Annotated in this window: 15 protein-coding genes; 10 read left to right on the top strand and 5 right to left on the bottom strand. The window is 60.6% G+C overall.

Going from position 1 to position 15,193, the window contains the following annotated elements; translation table 11 throughout:
- Nucleotides 1-29 precede the first annotated feature (29 nt).
- The gene (gene tfpB / locus AAF659_RS13525; protein ID WP_349752309.1) at nucleotides 30-1,796 is read right to left on the bottom strand and encodes a type IV pilus assembly ATPase TfpB; all 1,767 of its coding nucleotides are present in this window, start codon (nucleotides 1,794-1,796) and stop codon (nucleotides 30-32) included.
- Between the two features lie 5 nt (nucleotides 1,797-1,801).
- Nucleotides 1,802-2,185, bottom strand: a complete 384-nt coding sequence (locus AAF659_RS13520) for a DUF2069 domain-containing protein (RefSeq protein WP_349752308.1) — start codon at nucleotides 2,183-2,185, stop codon at nucleotides 1,802-1,804.
- Nucleotides 2,186-2,284: 99 nt separating this feature from the next.
- Here AAF659_RS13520 and AAF659_RS13515 point away from each other — a divergent pair, with 99 nt between their 5' ends.
- The 4 genes from AAF659_RS13515 to tilS are packed head-to-tail and all read left to right on the top strand — an operon-like array spanning nucleotide 2,285 to nucleotide 8,561.
- On the top strand, nucleotides 2,285-2,746 hold the full coding sequence (locus AAF659_RS13515) for a TlpA family protein disulfide reductase (protein WP_349752307.1): 462 nt from the start codon (nucleotides 2,285-2,287) through the stop codon (nucleotides 2,744-2,746).
- Between the two features lie 3 nt (nucleotides 2,747-2,749).
- Nucleotides 2,750-6,235, top strand: a complete 3,486-nt coding sequence (gene dnaE / locus AAF659_RS13510) for a DNA polymerase III subunit alpha (RefSeq protein WP_349752306.1) — start codon at nucleotides 2,750-2,752, stop codon at nucleotides 6,233-6,235.
- A 27-nt stretch (nucleotides 6,236-6,262) separates the two neighbouring features.
- The gene (accA, locus tag AAF659_RS13505) at nucleotides 6,263-7,219 is read left to right on the top strand and encodes an acetyl-CoA carboxylase carboxyl transferase subunit alpha (RefSeq protein WP_349752305.1); all 957 of its coding nucleotides are present in this window, start codon (nucleotides 6,263-6,265) and stop codon (nucleotides 7,217-7,219) included.
- Nucleotides 7,203-8,561, top strand: coding sequence for a tRNA lysidine(34) synthetase TilS (gene tilS / locus AAF659_RS13500; RefSeq protein ID WP_349752304.1), 1,359 nt, complete (start codon nucleotides 7,203-7,205; stop codon nucleotides 8,559-8,561). The genes accA and tilS overlap by 17 nt, the downstream gene beginning before the upstream one ends.
- Before the next feature lie 6 nt (nucleotides 8,562-8,567).
- Here tilS and AAF659_RS13495 read toward each other — a convergent pair whose 3' ends face one another.
- Together AAF659_RS13495 and AAF659_RS13490 are read right to left on the bottom strand one after the other, a co-directional pair.
- Nucleotides 8,568-9,326: a class I SAM-dependent methyltransferase gene (locus AAF659_RS13495; RefSeq protein ID WP_349752303.1), complete on the bottom strand. Its 759-nt coding sequence runs from the start codon at nucleotides 9,324-9,326 to the stop codon at nucleotides 8,568-8,570.
- A gap of 58 nt (nucleotides 9,327-9,384) precedes the next feature.
- The gene (locus AAF659_RS13490; RefSeq protein ID WP_349752302.1) at nucleotides 9,385-10,236 is read right to left on the bottom strand and encodes a histidine kinase dimerization/phospho-acceptor domain-containing protein; all 852 of its coding nucleotides are present in this window, start codon (nucleotides 10,234-10,236) and stop codon (nucleotides 9,385-9,387) included.
- Nucleotides 10,237-10,301: 65 nt separating this feature from the next.
- Between AAF659_RS13490 and AAF659_RS13485 the strand changes: the two genes are divergently transcribed.
- The 5 genes from AAF659_RS13485 to dsbG are packed head-to-tail and all read left to right on the top strand — an operon-like array spanning nucleotide 10,302 to nucleotide 12,918.
- Nucleotides 10,302-10,769: a protein-disulfide reductase DsbD domain-containing protein gene (locus AAF659_RS13485; protein ID WP_349752301.1), complete on the top strand. Its 468-nt coding sequence runs from the start codon at nucleotides 10,302-10,304 to the stop codon at nucleotides 10,767-10,769.
- Nucleotides 10,672-11,043, top strand: coding sequence for a cytochrome c biogenesis protein CcdA (locus tag AAF659_RS15150; protein WP_502949217.1), 372 nt, complete (start codon nucleotides 10,672-10,674; stop codon nucleotides 11,041-11,043). The genes AAF659_RS13485 and AAF659_RS15150 overlap by 98 nt, the downstream gene beginning before the upstream one ends.
- A 20-nt stretch (nucleotides 11,044-11,063) precedes the next feature.
- Entirely contained in the window at nucleotides 11,064-11,504 is a 441-nt protein-coding gene (locus tag AAF659_RS13480) for a thioredoxin family protein (protein WP_349752300.1), read from the top strand.
- A gap of 11 nt (nucleotides 11,505-11,515) precedes the next feature.
- Entirely contained in the window at nucleotides 11,516-12,343 is an 828-nt protein-coding gene (locus AAF659_RS13475; RefSeq protein ID WP_349752299.1) for a prolipoprotein diacylglyceryl transferase family protein, read from the top strand.
- Nucleotides 12,343-12,918, top strand: a complete 576-nt coding sequence (dsbG, locus tag AAF659_RS13470; protein WP_349752298.1) for a thiol:disulfide interchange protein DsbG — start codon at nucleotides 12,343-12,345, stop codon at nucleotides 12,916-12,918. The genes AAF659_RS13475 and dsbG overlap by 1 nt, the downstream gene beginning before the upstream one ends.
- A 6-nt stretch (nucleotides 12,919-12,924) precedes the next feature.
- Here dsbG and AAF659_RS13465 read toward each other — a convergent pair whose 3' ends face one another.
- Nucleotides 12,925-13,911 (bottom strand): zinc-dependent alcohol dehydrogenase family protein, encoded by a 987-nt coding sequence (locus tag AAF659_RS13465; protein WP_349752297.1) that lies wholly within the window; start codon nucleotides 13,909-13,911, stop codon nucleotides 12,925-12,927.
- A 253-nt stretch (nucleotides 13,912-14,164) separates the two neighbouring features.
- Between AAF659_RS13465 and AAF659_RS13460 the strand changes: the two genes are divergently transcribed.
- Nucleotides 14,165-15,169: a histone deacetylase family protein gene (locus tag AAF659_RS13460; RefSeq protein WP_349752296.1), complete on the top strand. Its 1,005-nt coding sequence runs from the start codon at nucleotides 14,165-14,167 to the stop codon at nucleotides 15,167-15,169.
- The last annotated feature ends 24 nt before the right edge of the window (nucleotides 15,170-15,193 follow it).

Below are 15,193 nucleotides of genomic sequence, written 5' to 3'. Positions count from 1 at the left end.
ATAGCCGGGGCCTTGCCTTCGGGGCAGGCCTACTTCTGACTCTCTGGAGTGACCCGCATGACCTCTTCCACGGTGGTCAGTCCCGCTGCCACTTTCTGGGCGCCGGAAAGGCGCAGTGACATCATCCCTTGGCGATAGGCTTCCCGCCGCAGCTGGCTCAGGTCGCAATCGGCAGTGATCAGCGCCTCTATCGCCCCATCAACGGGCATGATCTCATAAACGCCGGAACGTCCGAGGTAACCGGTGTTGCGGCATTGCAGACAGCCCACAGGCTGGCAGGCATGTTCCGGTGTGGGCGCTTTCCAGGGCCGGGTGAGATTGCGCCAGGCCTGCGCGTCGATGCTGCCGTCTGTTTTACACTCGGTGCATAAGGTTCGCACCAGGCGCTGGGCCATGACCCCAATGACAGTGGTCCGGATCAGATAGCTTGGCAGCCCCAGCTCCAGCAGCCGCGTAATGGCACTCGGGGCGTCATTGGTGTGCAGCGTGGCAAGCACCAGGTGGCCCGTCAGTGCGGCCTGAACCGCCATGTCCGCGGTCTCCTGGTCACGGATCTCGCCGATCATGATGATGTCAGGATCCTGGCGCAGCAGTGCACGTACACCATGGGCGAAGGTCAGGTCGATGCCGTGCTGCACCTGCATCTGATTGAAGGCGGGCTCAACCATTTCGATGGGGTCCTCAATGGTGCAGATGTTGACATCGTCCGAGGCCAGCTGTCGTAGCGTGGAGTAGAGGGTGGTGGTCTTGCCGGAACCGGTGGGGCCGGTGACCAGGATAACGCCATAGGGGTTGCTGGTGATGCGCTCCCAGCGCTCGCGGTCGTCGCGGGAGAAGCCCATCTGTTCGAAGGGCTTGAGCAGGACCTCCGGGTCGAAGATCCGCAGGACCATTTTCTCCCCGAAGGCGGTGGGCATGGTCGCAATACGCATCTCCACTTCGCTTTCATCCGGCTTGCGCGTTTTGATGCGCCCGTCCTGAGGGCGGCGTTTCTCGGCCACATTCAGTCGACCCAGAATCTTGAGGCGGCTGAGTACCGCAATGCCCACGTTAATCGGGAATTCGTAGACGGTGTGCAGGACACCGTCGATGCGGAATCGGACCTGCGACATCTCGCGGCGGGGTTCGATGTGGATATCGCTGGCGCGCTGCTCAAACGCATAGTGCAGCAGCCAGTCGACGATGCTGACCACATGCTGGTCATTGGCGTCCGCCTTGCCTTCGCCCAGATCGAGAAGCTGCTCGAAGCTCTGTACGTGCTTGTTGGCATCCTCACCCCCGGCCTTACTGACGGAATTGGCAAGCTGGTAGAACTCCACCGTGAAGCGGCGGATAGAGGCCGGATTGGCCACCACCGGTGTCACCGTCCGGCGGGTGATGTGTTCCAGGTTGCTGCGCCATTCGCTCTGGAAGGGTTGTGCGGTGGCGACCTGGATCTCGTCACGGGTCACACTCACCGCCAGGATACCGTTACGCTGAGCATAGGCGTAGGACATGACATCCGCTACTGATGGCACGTCCACTTTCAGCGGGTCGATGTGCACGTAGTCCAGCCCCGCCCAGTGCGCCAGCCACTCAGAGAGGTTATCCAGATCCAGCAGTCTGCTGGTGGTGGCATCCTGCAGCTGGGCCTCTGCCAGCATTTCCAGGGGATGCTTCTGGGTATTCGATCCCAGATTGGCGTTGCGGACATCCTGGGCTTGTTCCCGGGTGATGCGTTCATCCTGAACCAGGCCATCGCAAAGCTGATGCAGAGTGAGTGTGTGATCACGCTCGGGGTTGGATGCTCTCGCCATAGGGATCAGGTCGTACTGGTGCCTGGATTGCGTGGGTCCTGGCGCAGCTTGAACAGGGTCGCCACGAAGAACACCAGCGTCAGTACCGTGGGGATCACGCTGGTCAGCGGCCAGCCATACAGATAGGAACTGACCGACAGAGGCACGAAGTAGATCATCATCATGAAGCAGGCCCAGATATAGGTAATGTTGCGGCCACGCAAGAGTCCGGGTACAAAAATCAGCAACGGCACCAGCTTGATGCCAAGAATCGCCGTCTTGGATGCATCCTCCACGGGATTCGGCCAGAAGGTGGTCAGCGCGAGTATGGCGATCAGTGCCAGAAAGGTGCCGAGGCCAATCCAGTGAGCCAGCGGCAGGTCGGAACGACGGCGTGTGGTCTCGGTCATTACGGGGGATCCACTTCAGAAGGTACGGATTACGGATACCGGTTTTGTCGTTACAATAAACGATCCGGCTTTGCCCGTTACTCTATCAGGAGGTTGGCGTTGATTCATCTCATGCGCGCGACTGTTGTCGTGCTGATGCTCGCGCTCGCGGGGTGTGACGGTATGCCCGGTGGCCTGGGTGGCAGCACCGATTTCGCCACCGCTGAGGGTGGTAGCGTGCGCACCGGCGAGCTGAAAGGCCAGTGGGTTTTCGTCAACTACTGGGCCGAGTGGTGCAAACCCTGTTACGAGGAAATCCCAGAGCTGAATGCACTGGATCAGCGCGACGGAGTGCGGGTGCTGGGCGTTAACTTCGATCAGGTTGAGGGCGAGTCACTGCGCAGCCTCAAGGCCGACATGGGGATCGCATTCACTGTTGTTACCGACGATCCGCAGGCCCATTACGGTTGGGAACACCCGGTCTCCCTGCCTGCTACCTTTGTGATCAGCCCGGACGGCGGGGTGGTCGAGGCCCGCTTCGGGAAGCAGACCGAAGAAGAACTGGTTGAGGTCATGGAGTAGCCCGTGTCGAGCACATTCGTTCATCTTCGCATCCATTCGGAATACTCTCTGGTCGACGGCCTGACCCGGATCAAGCCACTGATTGAGCGTGTGGCGGAAATGGGTATGCCCGCCGTTGGTCTGACCGAGCAGTCCAACATGTGCTCGCTGGTGAAGTTCTACGAGGGAACCACCAGTGCCGGCATCAAGCCGATCATTGGCGCTGACATCTGGCTTCGCAATGAGGAAGACTCTTACAAGCCCTTCCGCATCACCCTGCTGGCACGTAATCAGACCGGTTTCGGTAACCTTACCGAGATTATATCCCTGGGCTATACCGATGGTCTGGCCACCGGCGTTCCGGTGGTGGAGCGCGAATGGGTCGAGCAGCGGGCGCAAGGGCTGCTCATGCTCTCCGGGGCGCGTGAGGGAGACGTGGGCAAAGCCATACTGGCTGGCAAGCAGGAGCTCGCTGAAGAGCGAGCATGCTACTGGGCCGATCTGTTTCCGGGCGCGTTCTATTTCGAGCTCCAGCGCACCGGGCGCGCCTATGATGAGGATTGTGTCCACGGGCAGGTGGCCCTGGCCCAGAAGTTCCAGCTGCCTGTGGTCGCCACTAACGACGTCCATTTCCTGGACGCCGATGACTTTGAGGCCCATGAAGCCCGGGTCTGCATCGGCGAGAGCCGAACACTGGATGATCCGCGCCGGGAGCGGCGCTTCGGCGAACAGCAATATCTCCGTTCCCAGGAGGAGATGATAGAGCTGTTCGAAGACATCCCGGAAGCCATCGATAACACGCTTGCAATCGCCAAGCGCTGTACCGTGCCGGTGCGGCTGGGTGAAATCTCGCTGCCCCAGTATCCCATCCCGGAAGGGATGACCATGGATGAATACTTCCGCAAGGTTTCCGAGGAAGGGCTGGAAAAACGCTTGGAGCGCATCCTGGATCGTTCCGACCCGGAATACGAGGAGAAGCGGGCACGTTACTACGAGCGTCTGGATTTCGAACTCAATATCGTCAATCAGATGGGGTTCCCAGGGTACTTCCTGATCGTGATGGATTTCATCCAGTGGGCCAAGGATAACGGCGTGCCGGTGGGGCCGGGGCGCGGCTCCGGTGCCGGGTCACTGGTCGCGTACGCGCTTCTGATCACCAATATCGACCCGATGCAGTACGATCTGCTTTTCGAGCGCTTCCTGAACCCGGAACGGGTTTCGATGCCCGACTTTGACGTGGACTTCTGCATGGAAGGCCGCGATCGGGTCATCAACTACGTGGCCGAACGCTACGGCAAGAACGCCGTTTCCCAGATTATCACCTTCGGTACCATGGCCGCGAAGGCTGTGGTGCGCGACGTCGCGCGCGTCCAGGGCAAGTCCTACGGCCTGGCAGACCGCATGTCCAAGCTTATCCCCTTTGACCCGGGCATGACGCTTGAGCGCGCCCATGAGGAAGAGGAGCCGCTGCGCGAGTTTCTGGCGCAGGACGAGGAAGCCCAGGAAATCTGGGACATGGCGAAAAAGCTTGAGGGGATCTGTCGTAACGCGGGTAAGCACGCCGGCGGTGTGGTGATTGCCCCCACCAAGCTGACGGACTTCGCGCCGCTGTACTGTGAAGAAAATGGCGGCAGTGTCGTTACCCAGTTCGACAAGAACGATGTGGAAGAGGCCGGACTCGTCAAGTTCGACTTTCTGGGCCTGAGAACCCTGACCATCATCGACTGGGCTCTGGCGATGGTGAACCGCCGTCGGCGTGAGCACGGCGAGCCGGATATCGACATCGACGAGATCCCGCTGAATGATCAGCCCTCCTTTGAGCTGCTCAAAAAGGCCGAGACCACGGCGGTGTTCCAGTTGGAATCCCGGGGCATGAAAGACCTGATCCGGCGCCTGGAGCCGGCCAGCCTCGAGGATATGATTGCCCTGGTGGCCCTGTTCCGGCCCGGCCCGTTGCAGTCCGGTATGGTGGATGACTTCATCGACCGCAAGCACGGCCGCCAGCCCGAGGCCTACCCGCATCCGGACTTCCAGTACGATGGCCTCAAACCGGTGCTCAAGCCCACCCACGGCATCATTCTGTACCAGGAGCAGGTGATGCAGATCGCCCAGGTGATGGCTGGCTTTTCCTTGGGGCAGGCGGACCTTTTGCGCCGCGCCATGGGTAAGAAGAAAGCCGCCGAAATGGAGAAGCAGAAGAAGGCGTTCCTTGAGGGTTGCGAAAACAACGGCATCAGCAAGGAACTAGCCGACAACATCTTCGATCTGGTGGAGAAGTTCGCCGGTTACGGCTTCAATAAGTCGCACTCGGCGGCGTACGCGCTGGTCTCCTACCAGACGCTCTGGCTCAAGGCTCATTACCCCGCCGAGTTCATGGCCGCAGTGTTGACCGCAGACATGCAGAACACCGACAAGGTGGTGACGCTCGTCGAAGAGTGTCGGCGCATGGGGTTGGCGTTGGTGCTGCCGGATGTGAACACCAGTGCGTTCAGCTTCACGGTTAATGATGAGGGCCAGGTGGTCTACGGCCTGGGGGCCATCAAAGGGCTCGGTGAGGGCCCCATTGAGAGCATCGCGGCAGCTCGGGCGGAAGGCGGCGTTTTCCGGGACATGTTCGACTTCTGCGCCCGTGTCGATGTGCGCAAGGTCAACAAGCGCGCCATCGAGGCGCTGATCCGTGCCGGCGCTCTGGATAACCTGGGCCCGAGCCGGGCGAGGATGATGGCCAGCATTGACAAGGCCATCCAGCAGGCCGGCCAGCTCAACCGCAATGCGGATGCCGGCATGGGGGATCTCTTTGGTGAAGATCTGGTTTCCACCGGGGACGAGGATCCCTTCGCGGATGTGGCCCACCTGCGGGAGTGGAGTGACAAGCAGCGCCTGCAGGCGGAGAAGGAAACGCTCGGTCTCTATCTGACCGGTCATCCTTTTGATGCCTATGAGAGCGAAGTCCGGCGATTTGTGCCAACCCCCATTGCGCAGTTGCAGCAGGGCAAGGGCACCCAGAGGATCGCCGGTCTGGTTGTGGCGGTGCGCACCATGAAGAACCGTCGCGGTCAGCCCATGGCCTTTGTCACCCTGGACGATCGCAGTGGCCGTATTGAGTCGACTCTGTTCACGGATGCCTTTTTGGAGTACAAGGATCTGCTTCAGGCCGACAATGTGCTGATCCTGGAAGGGCGTGTCAGCCACGATGATTACAGCGGGTCGCTCAAAATGACGGCGGATGGTGTGATGGACATCAATGCCGCCCGCCGTCAGTACAGTCACGGTATCCGCCTTGCAGTGGACCGGCCGCAGTGCGCCAACGGCTTTCTGGATCATCTGGAGGAAGTGTTGCGGCCTTACCGTGGCAATGGCTGCCCGGTTAATCTGGCCTACTACAGCCCGGACGCCAGTACCCTGATCCGGCTGGGAGAAGAGTGGCAGGTGCAGCCGGATGACGAATTGCTATTGAGTTTGCGCCATCTGCTGGGCGACGATCGTGTTACTTTGGTCTACGATGAATAAACGGTTGCAACGAACAGACGGAGCGTCATGAACCCCCAATATCTGGATTTCGAACAGCCCATCGCCGAGCTTGAGGACAAGATCGAAGAACTCCGTCTGGTCGGCAATGATGCCGACGTCAATATCTCGGAGGAGATCAACAGGCTGCGCAACAAGAGCATCAGCCTGACTGAAAGCATCTTCGGTGACCTCAAGGCATGGGACATCGCGCGCTTGGCTCGCCACCCGCAGCGTCCCTATACTCACGATTACATCGACGAGGTGTTCACGGACTTTGATGAACTCCATGGTGACCGCAGTTTTGCGGACGACCCGGCCATTGTAGGGGGAGTGGCGCGGCTTGATGGTCGGCCCGTGATGGTTATCGGCCATCAGAAGGGGCGTGAGATCAAGGATAAGGTTCACCGCAATTTCGGCATGCCCAAGCCTGAGGGTTACCGCAAAGCAGCCCGACTCATGCGCATGGCGGAGCGCTTCCAGTTGCCGCTGATCACACTGATCGACACGCCTGGTGCCTATCCCGGCATTGGGGCTGAGGAGCGTGGCCAGAGTGAGGCCATCGCCAGCAATCTGGCGCTGATGTCGCGTCTGCAGACGCCCATTATCTCCACCGTCATCGGTGAAGGCGGGTCCGGCGGTGCGCTGGCGATCGGCGTTGGCGACAGGCTCTGCATGCTGCAGTATTCCACCTACGCGGTCATATCGCCAGAAGGCTGTGCCTCCATCCTCTGGAAGAGTGCTGACCACGCGGCGGATGCGGCCGCAGCCATGGGCGTTACGGCTGAAAGGCTCAAGTCGCTGGGCGTCGCTGACCGGATCATACCGGAGCCGCTGGGTGGTGCTCATCGCGACCAGTCGACCATTGGCGCGAGTCTGCGGGATGCCCTGATTAAGGAGCTGGATGCGCTCGAGCAGCTGTCCATCCCGGATCTTCTGGAACAGCGTTATGAGCGTCTGACCCGCTACGATGCCAGTAAGCAGTGACCGGCTGGCCCTGGAGAACTGGCCGTGGGATCTGACCGCGGCCTTCCAGACCCTTCCTGAAAGCCGTCGGTGGTGGCTTGCTCTCAGCGGCGGTTGTGACTCGACTTTTCTTCTGTACTGTCTGTCAACGCTGGCGTCACGTCACTCCATCACCCTCCACGCCATCCACCTCCATCATGGACTGAACAGCGATGCGGATCAGTGGCAGCGGCACTGTGAGCGGGTCTGCGAGGCGCTTCGTGTTCCGCTGGTGACTGAGAAATTGGCTCTGGACCCCGAAAAGCCGGATCTCGAGGCTCGGGCCCGCAGGGCGCGTTATGGTTGCTTCGAGTCCCTTCTGGAATCCGGGGATCGGCTGTTCATGGCCCATCATGCTGATGATCAGGCCGAGACCGTGCTGCTGCGCATGCTGCGGGGCAGTGGTGTGCGTGGCCTGGCCGGGATGCCCGCGCAAAGGCGGCTGGGTGGTGGCCGCCTGGTGCGGCCACTGCTGGGGCTTGAACGGGCTCGTATCGAGGCCCTGGCTGGTGACTGGGGCCTGGACTGGTGCGAGGACAGCTCCAATCAGGATACCCGGTTTGATCGCAACTACCTGCGTCACGAAGTCATGCCGGCGCTGGAAAGACGCTGGCCCCGCAGTGGACCACGTATTGCCCGCAGTGCGGAGCACTGTCGGCAGGCGGACCGACTGCTTGGCGAGCTGGCGGAGCACGATGCGCGAGAGGTGGCCAGCGGTACGGGTGTCAGCGTTCGGGCGTTCGCTGGGCTGGCTGATGCGCGCCGCCAGCAGCTGTTGCGCCACCTTCTGATCCGCCACGGTTACCAGCCCCCGGGCGAGCGGCGTTTGACAACGGGTCTGGAGGCGCTGCTTAAGGCCCCGGAAGATGCCCAACCCGAGCTGCGCGGCGAGGGTTACCGGGTTTGTCGCTATCAGGATCGGCTCTGGCTGGTCCCTGATCTGCCTGATCCGGATGCGGACGCCGCGTTGCAGTGGCGAATCGATGCCGGTCTGGACTGGTTCAGTACCTGGCTGACCGCAGAGCCGCGTGAGGGGGCGGGCATTGCTACCTTTGGGGGCGAGCGTTTCGGGGTCCGCGTTCTGGCTGCAGGGCAGCGCTTCCGTCCGGGGCCGGATCAGCCCCGTCGCCCGCTGCGCAAATGGCTGCAGGAACACCATGTTCCACCCTGGGAACGGGCCTGGCTTCCCCTGATCTTTCACGGTGAAACGCTTGTAGCGATAGCGGATCTGTGGATAGCGCCGGCATGGCGTGTAACGGTAGGGGAAACCGGCTGGCAGCCGGTCTGGCACCGCCCCTGGCAGCTGCTGCGGGCGGTACCGTAACCTGAATCAGCTGCGACGCTTGAGCGCCCAGATCTCCAGCATGGCCCATTCTTCGCCCGGGTAGTTGGCGCGTTCCAGCTCGGACATAAGGCGGTGGCGCGAAGCCATGCTGCCCACGAACTCAAAGCGCTCAAGCAGGATGCGCTTGGTGGCATCCGCTGCTTCCAGTGCGAAGGGGTTGAGGAAGTTGACCAGCATGTAGCCCTCCTCATCCCCGGCCGCGAATTCATCCATCAGCCGCTCAATGGCATCCGGCTGGAGGTAGACCAGTGCCGCTGTTGAAATCAGCACGTTGGCGTTCTTGATGGCCTTTTCAAGCTCAGCCTGGGTCGCCGCCTCCGGCGTGTTGAGGTCCGCCTGGATGATGTCGTCATAAATGCCTGCGGACTTGCCGTAGGCCAGGGCATTAGCAGAGATGTCGATGCCGGTGATGTTGGCACTGAAACGTCGCGGCTGAGCAACGGTCCGGCAGGCGTCCGTGTCCTTCCAGTTTTCGCGGATGCTGTCGTAGTCCATGCCGTTGATGGTTGCCATGGTAGTGTTGCCGAAACAGCCAGCAAGATCCACGACGTTCAGGGCGCCGCTGGCGGCCTTCTTTTCAGCCCAGGGCAGGATCAAGCGATCAAACGTCTGACGGTTGAAGTTGTCAGAGACGTATTTCAGTTCGTCGAGGATGCGTTCCTTGAAGGGGACGGGCGTTTCCGCCACGTAGATATCGTCAAAGTGTTGTTTTTTCTCATCGGTTTTTACGCCTGAATCACTCATGCGCTCATATCCATATTGCGAAAGGGGCGCTTATGATCGTTGGGGGTGGGGTGCTGGGTCAAGTCGGCCAGGCGATAACGGCCTGTACCCTGCCGTCCTCCGGATGCCGGAATTCGAACCGGGCACCAAACCGTTCAGTGATCGCGCGCACGATCGTCAGCCCCAGACCATCGCTGTACCCGGGGTCCGGTTTCGGGCTGTCTGCGGCCTGATTGGTCACCGTCATCACGATCGCATCAATGGTGTGTTGGACGCGCAGTTCCACGGTGTCACTGCTGGTGCCGTGGCTCAGGGCGTTTTCCAGAAGATTGCGCAGTGCCGCTGAAGCCAGGGGCTGAGGGAGTGGCAGGGGTGGCAGGGGTGGCAGGGACGGGATCATCTCGACCCGGATCCGGTTGCGCTCCGGAAGGTCCATCATAGCCTGGTGGATAACAGTTTCCGTGGCTGCCTGCGCATCGCTTTGCGGGCCCGTGCGCTCAGCCCGGGCGAGCATCAGCAGCTGCTCAATGATGCGCTGCAGGCGCTGGATGCCGGCTTGCGCCTGGTCCAGGGCCTGGGTGGCTTCGGGCGCCTGACGCACGGCCACCTGGAGGTTCGTCTTGATGGCGGTCAGTGGTGTGCGCAGCTCGTGGGCGGCCTGGCTGGCGAAGTTCTGCTCCCGCTGTATGGCATCGTTGACCCGCGCCAGAAGACCATTCAGCATTGCGACCACCGGTTGGAGTTCAGCCGGGGCTGAACCGATGGCCACAGGGGTGAGCATGGTGGGGCTGCGCCGGGAGACTTCACGGCTGAGCCGCTCCAGCGGGGCCAGACCCCGGCTGATGCCAAACCAGACCGCGCCAATCATTTCCAGGCCGCTGACCAGCCCGGAGGCCACCAGGTCGTCGTCTTCAATCAGTAACACATGCATCTTAATGCCCACTTAATCGGTGAACTGCATACTGCTTCCAGTTGTGATAACAGCAGGGAGATAGAATGAGATACATCCGGTCTGCAGTGACCGTAATGCCAGCCCTTTTCCTGATGCTTGGAAGCATGATACCGGTTCAGGCCGCCATCGATCAGTCCGAGTTCCTGTCGCCGGAGGACGCTTTCCAGTATGAGCTGGTCTCGGACGGTGATCGACTTGGTCTTGAGTGGACGATTGCAGACGATTACTACCTCTATCGCAAGCGCATGAGCGTTAGCGGGCAGGATGCTGAGCCCGCGTCTGTGAGTTACCCGGAAGGTAAGATCATCACGGATGAGTACTTCGGGGAGTCCGAGGTCTATTACGGTCAGGCCGAGGTGATGATTGATCCAGGAGCGGTTCGCACCTTGAAGCTCAGCTGGCAGGGCTGTGCTGATGAAGGGCTGTGCTATCCGCCCCAGAGTGCCACCGTTCATCGGCGGTCTGGCGGGCATTTTCGTGCTACTGGCGCTGTCGATGTTCGGCGTTTATGAACTGAAGCTGCCGGGGGCATACGCGAGCGTCTTGAGACCATCAACAATCGCCAGGCGGGGGGCACCTGGGCGGAGCTGCCCTGATGGGCTTCTTTTCAGCCCTGCTGGCAAGCCCCTGCATGACGGCGCCGCTGGTGGCGTTTGGAACCCTGGGGGCGAGTTGTCTTCCAAAACCCGGTCTCTGGATGAATGGCGTCAAGGCATTGTTTGGACTGGTCCTTCTGGGAACTGCCATCTTGGTTCCTCGATCGAATTCTGCCTGATTATGCTGTGATGGGTCTCTGGGGGGCTCTGATGCTGGTTGGATCTTCCGCAGGTGGCAGTGAGCCGGCCGTCGCTGCTGTAGAAGCCGATGACGGGATGGCCGGTTTCGACGTCATCAAGTCACACGCCGATCTGGATCAGGCGGTGGCCAGTGCTGGCGAACAGGGCCAGTGGACTCTTCTGGAGTTCTACGCGGATTGGTGCATTACCTGTGAGGTCATTGAGGAAGAGGTTTTTGGTGATCCTGAAGTACAGAAGGCACTGGCTGATGTGCAGCTGCTTCAGGCGGATGTCACCGCGAACGACAGTACAGACGAGACACTGATGGACAAGCTGCAGGTGGTGGGTCCGCCGACGATCATGTTGATCGGCCCGGATGGGGAAGAGCGTCGCGGTTATCGCGTCACCGGTGAGATCAGCAGCGATGCGTTCCTGCAAAGACTGTTAGCCATCGGCGCTTCATCACTTTGAGGGAGATATTGATGTCATCAATCGCCGTGGGGCCGCTGAGCCTTTCGATTGCCCAGGGTCTGATGCTCGTGGCCTTTGGGGTGGCCCTGTTTGCCGGGGCCGTTGCAGGGCGCCGGGAGCAGGTGAGTGTGGGCGGACCGCTGACGGATGTACTGCTCTGGTCGCTGGTCTGTGCACGCATTGGTTTTGTAGCGCTCTACTTTGACCACTACCGGGATGATCCGTTGGGCATGATTGATATCCGTGATGGCGGTTTCCATCTGGTTTCCGGTCTGATCGGATGTGTTATTGCAGCCGCCTGGGAGCTCTGGCGTCATCCAAGGGTCCGCCAAGCCTTGGGGATTGCGATAACGATCGGGGTTGTGGTTTGGGCCCTTCCCTGGGGGCTGATCAAACTGATGCAGGTCCAGGGGCAGGGCATTCCGGATGTCGCGGTTGAGTCACGCGACGGTAAGGCTGTGGCGCTGGAAACCATGGCGGATGGTCAGCCAATGGTGGTCAATCTATGGGCCTCCTGGTGTCCTCCCTGTGTGCGTGAGATGCCGGTGCTGGAGCAGGCCCAGGAAAGCCATCGGAATGTGGCCTTTGTGTTCGTCAATCAGGGCGAGGGCACACCGACCATCAACAGCTTCCTGGATGAGCATGACCTGACGCTGCGCAATGTGGTTCTCGACCGCCAGCGCCAGGTGGCTTCCAACACCGGCAGTCAAGGGTTGCCCACGACGCTTTTCTACAACGCATCCGGTCAGCTGATGAGCGTCCATCACGGCGAGCTCTCCAGCGCGACCCTTGCGGATAACCTTACGGAATTTGGAATCGACACAGGAGATAACAACTGATGAATATTAAAACCACAGCAAAATCCGGTCTTTCTGCCGGGCTTGTGCTGATGATGGCTCTGGTTTTTCCCGTCCATGCCCAGCAACAGACGCAGGATGGGGAAGCCATCTGGCAGACTCTTGAGGACAGCTACTGGGTCCAGGACGGAGCGGATGATGCGGCCAGAATCATCTACACTTTTACCGATCCGAATTGTCCCTACTGCGACCAGTTCCGGGAGCAGGCTGATCCTTGGATCGAGGCGGGTAGCGTCCAGCTCCGCCACATCATGGTGGGCATCATCAAGAGAAGCAGTACGCCAAAGGCGGCCACCATTCTCGGCAGTGAGAACCCGGAAGCCAGGCTGGCGGAAAACCGCAAGGCCTATGAAAGCGGCGGGATCGACCCCGAGGAGGCCATCGTGAAGAAAACGGAAGGTCAGGTGCGGGACAACAACGTCCTGATGCGGGATCTGGGAGCCAGGGCCACCCCAACGACCATCTACTGGGATAGTGGCGGGGAACTTGCGGCCAAGCAGGGCGCACCCCGGCCCCGGGCAATGCCTGATATCATGGGCAGCCCGAAACCGGAATAGTGCGGATCAGTGCTGTGGCACAATCAGGATCTTGCCGTCGCGCTCACCTGATGCGGCAGCTGCTACGGCCTGCTTGATGTCACTGACATCGTATTCACCTGCGATCGGTGCCGTCAGTGCGCCGCTGGCGATCTGTCGGGTTACCTCGCTGTAGATGGCCATCTGCTGCTCACCACTTGCCTGGCTGAACCAGCGTGACAGCCAGAAGCCGCGCAGCGAAATGTCGCGGAAGACCACGTTTGCCGGTGACATGTGACAGGACTCACCGCCCATCATGCCGTAGTTGACTACGGGAGAGCCCGCCGTCAGGCAGTTGGCCAGGTGATCGGTGGCGTCGCCGCCTACTGCGTCGATGCCAAGCCGGATGTCAGCCCCGCCTGTCGCTTTCTTAACGCGCTTGTGAAGATCAGGACCATCCACCAGCGTCACGTCACCACCCTGGGCTTCCACCCCAGCCACCGCGGATTCGCGCCGGACCACGTTAACGGTGCGCAGCCCGCGCTGGGCCGCCAGCCGGACCAGGTAGCCACCCACGCCGGAGTTGGCGGCATTCTGGATGACCCAGTCGCCTTCCTTGAGATCCACAAACTCCTGCAGCATCAGCATTGCAGTGGGTGGATTGATGGTCATCATGCTGAGCTGCTTCGGGTCCGCCTCGTTCGGCAGGGGGATCAAGTCCTTGGCATCAGCCAGTACGTGGCTGGACCAGGTACCAGAGCCCACTGGCAGCAGTGCCGTTTGGCCCTGTTCGACCCCGGAAACGCCATCACCAAGTGCGGCCACACGGCCGACACCCTCGTTGCCGCCAACCGCGGGAAGTGGCGGCAGGATGCCGTATTCGCCGGTCAGGGTCAGTACATCGGAGGGGTTGATGGGGGCCGCTTGAACTTCGAGCAGGACCTGGCCGCTGCCCGGTTGCGGGGTTTCTTCGGAAACAGCTTCGATTACGTCTTGAGGGACGGGACCGCGACTACTGTATTGTGCCTTGAGCATGTAGAGCTCCGTTCGGGGTGTGTGTCTGTTCAGCGTATTCCGTTGTACTGCCATGTAAAGCCTGTGGATCAGGAAAACTTCGACCAAGGTCGGACGCATGATCCAGTGGGAAAGCGTATAATCTGGCACAGGAAATCTGAGCGGACCATCGAGTCTTTCGGTGATCCGCGAAGGCAGACTGGCCGGAAGTCTATTATCATGAAGGTCTGAGCAAGGTCCTATCCGAAAAAGAACACTGCCAAAGGAGTCCGCCGTGAAAGCATTCTTCCATCCCTCGCAGAACCGGCACCGTCCGCTCACCTACCTCACCCGCGGCAAAATGCGCCCGCCGCAGGAAATTCCCGAGCGCACGCCGGAACTGGTCAAGGGTCTGGAAAACGTGGGCATGCAGGTAGCGGAAGCTGCGGATCACGGTATGACCCCCATCAGCGCGGTGCATGATCTGGGTTACCTGCGCTTTCTGGAGTCAGCGCACCGGCGTTGGCCGGAGGATTGGGGCGAAGAGGTCATGTCCAATATCTTCGTGCGCGCGCCCAATCACATGCACGGTATTCTGGCTGAATGCGCCCATTACCAGGCGGATGGCAGCTGCCCCATAGGCGAGGGCACCTGGGAGGCTGCGTACTGGTCGGCCCAGAGCGCGCTCTCTGGCGCGCAGGAGCTTGTCAACGGTGAGCGCCGCGCCTACGCCATGTCCCGCCCGCCGGGACACCATGCCCGCCGTGATGCAGCTGGAGGCTTTTGTTACCTTAATAACGCTGCCATCGCGGCGCAGGCGCTGCGCAGCTGCTTCGGGCGCGTCGCCATCCTGGATCCGGACATGCACCATGGTCAGGGCATTCAGGAGATCTTCTACGAGCGCAACGATGTGCTCTACATCTCGATCCACGGCGACACTACCAACTTCTACCCGGTGGTCAGCGGCCATGAAACAGAGCGTGGTGAAGGTGCTGGATTCGGTTACAACATCAACCTTCCCATGCCCCATGGCTCACCGGAGTCGACCTTCTTTGAACGCCTGGAAGAGGCGCGCAACGCCATCCGCCTTTTTGACGCGGATGTTCTGGTGGTTTCCCTTGGGTTTGACGTCTATCAGGAAGACCCGCAGGCGAAGGTGGCAGTCTCCCAGGGCGGTTTCGAGCGCATGGGCGGACTGATCAGCGAGCTGGACCTGCCCACGCTCGTAGTCCAGGAAGGTGGCTACCATCTGGAGTCACTGGCGGACAACGCAACGGCTTTTTTCACCGGCCTGTCATAACAGGCCCGGTACCATTGAATAACG

This window comes from Salicola sp. Rm-C-2C1-2, assembly GCF_040196175.1.
Classification (GTDB): Bacteria; Pseudomonadota; Gammaproteobacteria; order Pseudomonadales; family Oleiphilaceae; genus Halospina.
Note: the sequence above shows the minus strand (reverse complement) of the source record. Positions and strands in the feature narration are given on the sequence as shown.